Here is a 9851-nt window from a genome sequence, read left to right as displayed (position 1 = left end):
CCCAATGAAGTCGCGCCGTTCGGCGGGGTGAAGCAGTCCGGGCTCGGCCGTGAAGGCTCACGCTACGGGCTGGAGGAGTACCTCGAACTGAAATACCTCTGCTTTGACATCAGCCAATAAATCGCCCATTGCCGGGCGCGCCGCGCCCGGTTCCGGCAGGCAGTGATTCACCGCACGACGCCATTAACCACATCACGACATTTTCCTGTTTGCGTGTACGGCACAAACAGGAAAGTAAGGGAAGCTTATGAGTCAACACGCCAGTGAATTGAATACCAACCTGAAATCCCGCCATATCACCATGCTGTCCATCGGCGGCGTGATCGGTGCCGGCCTGTTTGTCGGCTCCGGCAGCGCCGTGGCCCTGGCCGGCCCGGCGGCCCTGATCGCCTACGCCATCGCCGGGCTGCTGGTGGTGCTGATTATGCGGATGCTGGGCGAGATGGCCGCCGCCTCGCCGGACAGCGGCTCTTTCTCCACTTACGCGGATCGCGCCATCGGCAAGTGGGCCGGGTACACCATCGGCTGGCTCTACTGGTGGTTCTGGGTGCTGGTTATCCCGCTGGAAGCCAACGTCGCCGCCACCATTCTGCACAGCTGGGTAGACGGCGTGCCGGTCTGGCTGTTCTCGCTGCTGATCACCCTGGCGCTGACCGGCAGTAACCTGCTGAACGTGAAAAATTACGGCGAATTTGAATTCTGGTTCGCGCTGACCAAGGTGATCGCCATTCTGGCCTTTATCGCCCTGGGTACGCTGGCGCTGATCGGCGTGCTGCCGAAAGGCGAACATGCCGGGCTGTCACTGATGTGGAGCCAGGGCGGCTTTATGCCGCACGGCATCGGCGCGGTGCTGGCGGCGGTGCTGATCACCATGTTCTCCTTTATGGGCACCGAGATCGTCACCATCGCCGCGGCCGAAACCGACTCCCCGGCGGAGCATGTGGTGCGCTCCACCCGCTCGGTAATTGGCCGCATCACCGTGTTCTACCTCGGCTCGATCTTTATGGTCGTTACGCTGGTGCCGTGGAACAGCCACGACCTGACCACCCTCGGCTCTTACCAGTCGGTGCTGGAGTCGCTGCATATCCCGTATGCCAAGCCGATCATGGACGGCATCATCCTGCTGGCGGTGTGCAGTTGCCTGAACTCCGCGCTCTATACCGCCTCCAGGATGCTCTATTCCCTGAGCAAACGCGGCGACGCCCCGGCGGCCGCCCGCAAGACCAACAAAGTGAAAACCCCGTACATGGCGGTGATGCTCTCCACCATCGCGGCGTTTTTGACAGTTATCGCCAACTATTACGCGCCGAAAAACGTGTTCGATTTCCTGATCGCCAGCACCGGCTGCATTGCCCTGCTGGTCTATCTGGTGATTGCGGTGTCGCAGTTGCGGATGCGCACCCAACTGCGTAAATCACAGATGCCGATCCGCATGTGGGGCTACCCGTGGATCACGCTGGCGGTGATTGCATTTATCGTGGTGATGCTGGTCTGCATGTTGTTTATGCCTGACCAGCGCGGGCAGGTGCTCGCCACCCTGATCCTCGCCGCCGTGGTAGTCACCAGCTCGTTCTGGGTGCACCGCAAAAAACGCGAGGCACGCGCCCCGGCCGCACAGATGGCGGCCTCACGGCGTTGAAATACCAGCATTTTCAGCAAAAAAGATGCTGTCTGAAAGCCCCGCAAGGGGCTTTTTAGCCTCTGCTTTTGAGGTAAATAACCGTGGGAAATGCTTCGTTCACTTCAACCTGGAAAACATGTTCGGAAAAATCACTTAAAAATCGCCTTGTTTTATTAAAAGGCAAGGTCACTCTCTCACATGAAAAACCTATCATGCCGGAGCAAATTTCCCTGGGGAAAGATCAATCATTCACTATTCAAACTAACCGCTTTTTATCCCTGGCATCCCAAATGCTGCAAACCCTGAGAAATCAGGATATATCGTTGAATGCCGATAACCAAAAAGTTTATCAAGTCTTTTTCGGATGTCTTCTTTGGCTGCCGCTTTTATTCTAAATGTATAGAGCGCACCCGGCCCAGCCCCTTTCCCTTTTGCAGGCTCAAATACATGAGGCCTGGCAGCAATACAACACGCTTTCCTTCCTTCTTCTATAGTCCACCAGCCATCCTCTCTGGAGTTTGGCGACTTAGGGAATTGGAAAATTTTATTATCAGGCTTAGTTGTCCCAGGCACTCCCCCAAATAAGAAGCCGCCATTTTGAGCAGAGATCCTGGCATCAAGGTTCGCCGGTTTCCACGCGTATACCGACGTTGTCCATTCTTTTTTACTTATCCCATCTTCCCGATCTTGTTTCCATGGTCGGCTGAAATCATCCTCCCAGGAGCGATGGCTACTATTTTCATTTATTAATCTATCTGTTATATCAAAGGCAAAGAGCCTGCAATCTTTATCATCACTGTCTTTGTTTCCATTGGTCCATTTTTCCTCAACAGCAAACCATACACCAACCCAGGCGTTAAACGTAATATCTATAAGCCGGGTGGGCGCGCCGTAATGTTGAAGTATGGCTAATTGATTCAATATAGAGAGACGGCCATTCTGGGAGGATGAATGCAGCCCCCACCGATGCAATTCGGTCAGCACGTCTTTTTCTGCTTTTTCTATCTCATCCTCTTTCAATATTCTCCCTTTTGTTAAATTCATTCTTCGGTACAAAGAGCTGTGTAGTGCCCAGCTTGCATCAACCTGCCCACGCCATGCAAAACTTATATTTTTTGCAACAGCCTTTTCCATGATTTGATTAATAATCTTGAGTAAATCATCAAAGTTCTCCACTACTACTTCGAATGGTCTCCAAAAATCTTCTGCAGTCAAGGCAACCCCCATTTATTATTAAGTTTTACTTGATTATATAGTCATGTTACTAATTCTTGATAACTATAATTATTATTTATGACTGAAAATCTTGAAAAATCAATAGATTTATAAGAACAGAATAGTTTCTCTGTCATGGTTTATATTCCTTGGGGAAAGCATCGAACCTCACTTTTTGATTAAAACCTGAGGGTGATGAGATTACTGAATGATGACAGAAAAAGGCTGGAGCCCACATCCCTTAAGAGATAACTGTATACAAAGTAAAATGTATTATTTCTCTATTAAGCCAGCTCTTTTTACAGGCGCTTTGTGGTTACTTCACACAGGGTGACGGGGTGCTCTTCTTAAAATCCATCGACGGGCGTTGTGCATCAGTCATGGGGCCTGGCTCTGCTGCCGTACCAGGCCCGCCGGACGCTGAGGAAACCTGATGCAAGAGAGGCGCTTAGGCCGCGCGGCCGGGCAAAAGCATTGCCTGATGCCGCCAATAAAAAAGCCATTCCCGGCCGGGAATGGCTTTGACCCAATGCACACAAGCGCTTACTTCAGCATATCCTGGGTCACGGTGAACATATCAAACCGCACCTGCGCGCTGACGCCGTTCTCTTCCCGGACTTCCAGCACATCCCCGGCTTTCAATGCAGTGCGGAAGATCGCCGTGGTATTACGCCCCTCCACCACTTTCTTGCCGTAGTAGACCGAACCGCGATCGGTATGCCCCAGGTAAACGTTGTTTTTCCAGACCACAAACTTACGGTTGCGTTGGTCCTCGTTGCTTAACGTCAGTTTCACGGCATTGTCGTCGTTTTTATCAACAAACAATTTAACAGCCTGTTTCTGGGCTTTCGTCGCTTCCGGGAACTTCAGCATATCCTGCGTGACGGTGAATTTCTCCAGGACAACCGGCGGGTTGATCTTGTCATCCTGCTGGATGTCGACCACGTCGCCGGCTTTCAGCCCCCAGTGTAACAGCACCTCGACATCGTCCCCTTTAGCCTGTTTACTGCCGTAGTAGACGGTACCGTTCTCTGTGTGTCCGGCATAGTTGCCGTTCACGAAGACCACGAATTTCTTGGTGGTTTGATCTTCTTTGCTCAGCAACACCTGGATAGAGGGGCCGTTATACGCCGGTGGGATGACGATCTTGAACTCTTTCACCGGCGTCAGGGTCTTGAACGCATCCTGGACAATTTTACCCAGCTCATGGTCAGGCGTATCACCACTGATGTCCCAGACTATCGCACCGCCGTAGCCTTCACGGTTGATGTAATCGACTTTATTGCGGATCGATTCCGGGTCGTCATAAGTCAGGAACTCTTTTTTCTCCAGGCTATAGAGATACGGCACTTTGGATTCCGTATCCCAATAACGCCCATACTCCTCGCTGGCCGCTTTCTCTTTCAGCACGTACCACGGATGGGTGCCGGTGTTCTGGCCGTCATCATCCCAGGTGCCGTGCACGGTGGCGCTGCCGGGCGCGAACAGGCCGGGCAGGCCATTGACGACCTGTATCGGGTCGACGTCGCCCCAGCCGCGGCCGTAATACGGGATGCCCATCAGCAGTTTGGACTTCGGCACCTTCCAGGTATTCACATACTCTTTCATGGCGGAATCGACGTTAAACAGCTGATCCTGATCCTGGGTGTTGGCGTAAAGCGGGGCGTTGTGGCCGGTAACAGGCTCGAACGCGCCGTGGAAGTCATACGCCATCACGTTGACGTTATCCAGCAGCGGCGCGGTCACTGCTGGGTTGGTGTAGGCGATCTTGTTGTGGTTGGTGGTCACCGCCGCCGAGAGCGAGTAATAGGTGTCATCCTTCATCCCTTGCTCATCCAGCTTGCTGCGCACGGACTGGATAAGCTTAGTGAAGGCCTCTTTCTCGTTATCCGCATCCGGGTATTCCCAGTCAACGTCAATCCCGTCAAACTCCCACTCCAGCATATAGTCGACCATGCTTTTCGCGAGGGTTTCGATACCTTGCGGGGTGGCGGTTGCCGCTTCAAACGCCCCTTCTTCTGAGTTATTCCAGCCGCCGATGGAGATGACATGGCGGACACCGGCTGCCGCGGTGCGATCATTAAGCTCACGAATTAATCTCGGCCCTTGTTCGGTGTCATGCATCACGACCTGGCCATTTTTTACCACGGCAAAACCATAGTTAATTTGGGTGAGTGTGCTGTAGTCAATTTTATCCGGCGTAAAATTATTATGGGCATCATAAACGCCCCATTCCGGGAAATAACCTGCCACTTTACGCTGCGCGGCGAGTGCGTCTTTCTGTTTTTTCTGGAAATCAATCGCCGCCTGCCCGGTATAAGGCGTAAATTTAAAGGTACCCAATTCCTGAATTTTTATCTCCCCGGCATTTTGCCAGACGTCATTACTGCCCGGTACTTCGCCGGGGTTTACCCACCATTTGCTGGTCCAGTAATAGCCGTTATAACGGACCATGGTACCGGTAGTCGGGTATGATAAAGCCGGGTCATACATTTCTGAATTAATGGCCTTCGTGTCTTTAACCGCCACGACCACCGTTTTATTGCCGGGAAAATCATTTTGTTTTTCATCGGTATAGGCAATCCACCGTTCACCATTGTCATCTGACAGCATCTGGCTGCTGTCTAAACCCGAAATGGTATTGGTGTCGTCATTCGCCACCAGCGTGGCGGCAGAGGAAATAAATGGCGTGCCGGATAATATCACCATTAACGACAGCGCCAGTCTATTTAACTTCATAATAAATGCTCCTTCAGGTTTAATTTATCGCACGGATCTTATCCCGGTAAAAATACCGGGAGAGTCATTCAAACCGTGATGCATATAAATGCCGTCAGTTTTTACCAATCCCACTAATAAGGAGCAAGAAAATGATTAATAAAAAAATTAACCTTAACCTGGATCAAATTATCATATTCCTGTAGCGATGTTTTTTTACAAAAAGGGAACATCGGCAGCAAAAAAACCTAACGGTCTGCCGGGCTGCTTCAGTTTTATTAATATAAATGTCCTGAATGATTTTTTAACGGTACTGCGGTGCGGTGTGATGTCCACCGCCTTCTTTTCACCGGCCTTCCTCCCGGACCGAATAAAAACCGCCCTGCCCCTGCGCCAAAAAAGTTAAACGCTGAAATGATTCTGAACAGATGTATTTTGTTTGTTTTAATGTGTTTTTTTATTATTTAATCTAATAAATATTAAGAATTCTTTTAGGGTGCCGGACGGCAGACATAAAAAAACCCTGCCGAAGCAGGGTTTTTAATGGCCGGATACGCCATGCGCCGGATCAGAACGGGATGTCGTCGTCGAAATCCATCGGCGGTTCGTTGTTCATCGGGGCATTGTTCGAAGAACCGTGGTTCTGCTGCGGGGCCGGGCGGGACTGCTGGCCGCCGCTGAACTGGTTGTTCTGCTGCGGCTGCTGAGGCTGGCCCCAACCGCCGTTGTTGCCGCCGGACGCCTGGCCGCCGCCTGCCGGTGCACCGCCGCCCTGACGGCCGCCGAGCATCTGCATGGTGCCGCCCACGTTCACCACCACTTCCGTGGTGTATTTTTCCTGGCCGGACTGGTCCGTCCATTTACGGGTTTGCAGGGAGCCTTCAATGTAGACCTGAGAACCCTTGCGCAGGTATTCACCCGCCACTTCCGCCAGTTTGCCGAACAGCACCACGCGGTGCCATTCTGTTTTCTCTTTCTGCTCGCCGGTGGCTTTGTCACGCCAGGATTCAGATGTCGCCAGGGTAATGTTCGCCACAGCGCCGCCGCTCGGCATGTAACGCACTTCCGGATCCTGGCCCAGATTCCCGACAAGAATCACTTTGTTTACGCCTCTGCTGGCCATGTCGACTCTCCACAATGAGTTAATTTTTACGATACTAAACCAATCATTTTAGCACGCCACCGCGCCTGATCATACCTGCGAAGTGTGCCTCAGAATGGGTGACAGTATAAACAATTTTGCGCCGGTATACTGGATATCCATTCAGGTTTTTTTGTGTCATAATTAAACGTTTCGTACTTTCTGTGCCCCTGCTTTTTCTTCCGGTGCTTTGCGGCATCGCGCACCGGAAACCAGTGACCGGCATAGTGAGAGATCGTGTTTAATCCGGGAAATATGAATGGATAAGATCGAAGTTCGGGGTGCACGCACCCATAATCTCAAGAATATCAACCTGATCATCCCGCGCGACAAACTGATCGTTGTCACCGGCCTGTCTGGTTCGGGCAAATCCTCACTGGCTTTTGACACCCTGTACGCCGAAGGGCAGCGCCGCTACGTGGAGTCGCTGTCGGCCTACGCGCGCCAGTTCCTGTCATTGATGGAAAAGCCGGATGTTGACCATATCGAGGGGCTGTCACCGGCGATCTCGATTGAGCAGAAATCCACCTCGCATAACCCGCGCTCGACCGTCGGGACCATTACCGAAATTCATGACTACCTGCGCCTGCTGTTTGCCCGCGTGGGTGAGCCGCGCTGCCCGCAGCATGACGTGCCGCTGGCGGCGCAGACGGTCAGCCAGATGGTGGACAACGTGATCACCCAGCCGGAGGGCCGCCGCCTGATGCTGCTGGCCCCGGTGATTAAAGATCGCAAAGGCGAGCACACCAAAACGCTGGAGAACCTGGCGGCGCAGGGCTACATCCGCGCCCGTATCGACGGCGAAGTGTGTGACCTCTCCGATCCGCCGAAGCTGGAGTTGCAGAAGAAGCACACCATCGAAGTGGTGGTGGACCGCTTCAAAGTGCGTGAGGATCTGGCGCAGCGCCTGGCCGAGTCGTTTGAGACGGCGCTGGAGCTGTCAGGCGGCACCGCGGTGGTGGCGGATATGGATGACGCCAACGCCCCTGAGCTGCTGTTCTCCGCCAACTTCGCCTGCCCGATTTGTGGCTACAGTATGCGTGAGCTGGAACCGCGCCTGTTCTCCTTCAACAACCCGGCCGGCGCCTGCCCGACCTGTGACGGCCTCGGCGTGCAGCAGTTCTTTGACCCGGACCGCGTGGTGCAGAACCCGGAGCTGTCGCTGGCCGGCGGCGCGATCCGCGGCTGGGACCGCCGCAACTTCTACTACTTCCAGATGCTGCGCTCGCTGGCGGATCACTACAAGTTTGATATCGAAGCGCCGTTCGACTCGCTGAGCGCGACGGTGCAGAAGGCGATCCTCAACGGTTCCGGCCGTGAGACCATCGAGTTCAAATACATCAATGACCGGGGCGACACCTCGGTGCGCCGCCATCCGTTTGAAGGCGTGCTGAACAACATGGAACGCCGCTACAAAGAGACGGAATCGTCGGCGGTGCGTGAAGACCTGGCGAAATACATCAGCAACCGCCCCTGCACCACCTGCCACGGCACCCGCCTGCGGGAAGAGGCGCGCCATGTGTTTGTGGAGAACACCACGCTGCCGGAGATTTCAGACTTCAGCATCGGCCACGCCATGACCTTCTTCCAGAACATGAAGCTCAGCGGCCAGCGCGCCAAGATCGCGGAAAAAGTGCTGAAAGAGATCGGCGACCGCCTGAAGTTCCTGGTCAACGTCGGCCTGAACTACCTGTCGCTGTCGCGCTCGGCGGAGACGCTCTCCGGCGGCGAGGCGCAGCGTATCCGTCTGGCGAGCCAGATTGGTGCCGGGCTGGTCGGCGTGATGTACGTGCTGGATGAGCCGTCCATCGGCCTGCACCAGCGCGACAATGAACGGCTGCTGGAGACGCTGATCCACCTGCGCGACCTCGGCAACACGGTGATTGTGGTCGAGCACGATGAAGATGCGATCCGCGCCGCGGACCACATCATCGACATCGGCCCCGGTGCCGGGGTGCATGGCGGCCAGGTGGTGGCCGAAGGCACGGCGGCGGACATCATGGCGAATGCCGAGTCCCTGACCGGCCAGTTCCTCAGCGGCGAGCGGGAAATCTCCGTGCCGGTGGAGCGCGTCCCGGCTGACCCGTCACGCGTGCTGAAACTGACGGGTGCGAAGGGCAACAACCTGAAAGATGTCACCCTGACGCTGCCGGTGGGGCTGTTTACCTGCATCACCGGGGTGTCCGGCTCCGGCAAATCGACGCTGATTAACGATACGCTGTTCCCGATTGCCCAGCGCGCGCTGAACGGTGCCACCATCATCGAACCGGCCCCCTACCGTGAGGTGCACGGGCTGGAGCAGTTCGACAAGGTGATCGACATCGACCAGAGCCCGATTGGCCGTACGCCGCGCTCCAACCCGGCCACTTACACCGGCATCTTCACGCCGGTGCGTGAGCTGTTTGCCGGGGTGCCGGAATCCCGTACCCGCGGCTATACGCCGGGGCGGTTCAGCTTTAACGTGCGCGGCGGGCGGTGTGAAGCCTGCCAGGGCGACGGCGTGATCAAGGTGGAGATGCACTTCCTGCCGGACATCTACGTGCCGTGCGACCAGTGCCGCGGCAAGCGCTATAACCGTGAGACGCTGGAGATCCGCTACAAGGGCAAGAGCATCCATGAAGTGCTGGAGATGACCATCGAAGAGGCGCGCGAGTTCTTTGACGCGGTGCCGGCGCTGGCGCGTAAGCTCCAGACGCTGATCGACGTCGGCCTCTCTTACATCCGCCTGGGGCAGTCGGCCACCACGCTCTCCGGCGGTGAGGCGCAGCGCGTGAAACTGGCGCGTGAGCTGTCGAAACGCGGCACCGGGCAGACGCTCTACATTCTGGATGAACCAACCACCGGCCTGCACTTTGCGGACATCGCCCAACTGTTGCAGGTGCTGCATCAGCTGCGTGACCAGGGCAACACCATTGTGGTGATTGAGCACAACCTGGATGTCATTAAAACCGCGGACTGGATCGTCGATCTGGGGCCGGAAGGCGGCAGCGGCGGCGGGGAGATTCTGGTCTCCGGCACGCCGGAAACCGTGTCAGAGTGCGAGGCGTCCCATACCGCCCGCTTCCTGAAGCCGATACTGGCGCACCACCAGCAGAAGCAGAGGAAATCTGCCTGATTTGAGGCATTACCAGGCCACGCGATACAGCGTGGCTTTTT

5 protein-coding genes and 1 pseudogene are annotated in these 9851 nt (G+C 55.1%); 3 read left to right on the top strand and 3 right to left on the bottom strand.

All coding sequences use genetic code 11. The features are described 5' to 3' along the window. Together CYR52_RS22460 and gabP are read left to right on the top strand one after the other, a co-directional pair. On the top strand, positions 1–120 hold a 120-nt coding region (locus tag CYR52_RS22460), incomplete at its 5' end, for an aldehyde dehydrogenase family protein (protein WP_146001347.1). A 127-nt stretch (positions 121–247) separates the two neighbouring features. Then, positions 248–1561, top strand: a pseudogene (gene gabP / locus CYR52_RS17560) (GABA permease); the annotation flags it as partial. Between the two features lie 321 nt (positions 1562–1882). Here gabP and CYR52_RS17555 read toward each other — a convergent pair. From CYR52_RS17555 to CYR52_RS17540, 3 genes are all read right to left on the bottom strand, one after another. Continuing rightward, positions 1883–2836, bottom strand: a complete 954-nt coding sequence (locus CYR52_RS17555) for an FRG domain-containing protein (protein ID WP_165699099.1) — start codon at positions 2834–2836, stop codon at positions 1883–1885. A 543-nt stretch (positions 2837–3379) separates the two neighbouring features. After that, positions 3380–5575, bottom strand: coding sequence for a glycosyl hydrolase family 18 protein (locus tag CYR52_RS17550; protein WP_072932987.1), 2196 nt, complete (start codon positions 5573–5575; stop codon positions 3380–3382). A gap of 547 nt (positions 5576–6122) precedes the next feature. After that, positions 6123–6677 (bottom strand): single-stranded DNA-binding protein, encoded by a 555-nt coding sequence (locus CYR52_RS17540; RefSeq protein ID WP_072932982.1) that lies wholly within the window; start codon positions 6675–6677, stop codon positions 6123–6125. Between the two features lie 277 nt (positions 6678–6954). Here CYR52_RS17540 and uvrA point away from each other — a divergent pair, with 277 nt between their 5' ends. Further along, entirely contained in the window at positions 6955–9810 is a 2856-nt protein-coding gene (gene uvrA / locus CYR52_RS17535) for an excinuclease ABC subunit UvrA (protein WP_072932980.1), read from the top strand. Positions 9811–9851 lie beyond the last annotated feature (41 nt).

Source organism: Chimaeribacter arupi (genome assembly GCF_002858805.1).
In the GTDB taxonomy this organism is placed as follows: Bacteria; Pseudomonadota; Gammaproteobacteria; order Enterobacterales; family Enterobacteriaceae; genus Chimaeribacter; species Chimaeribacter arupi.
Note: the sequence above shows the minus strand (reverse complement) of the source record. Positions and strands in the feature narration are given on the sequence as shown.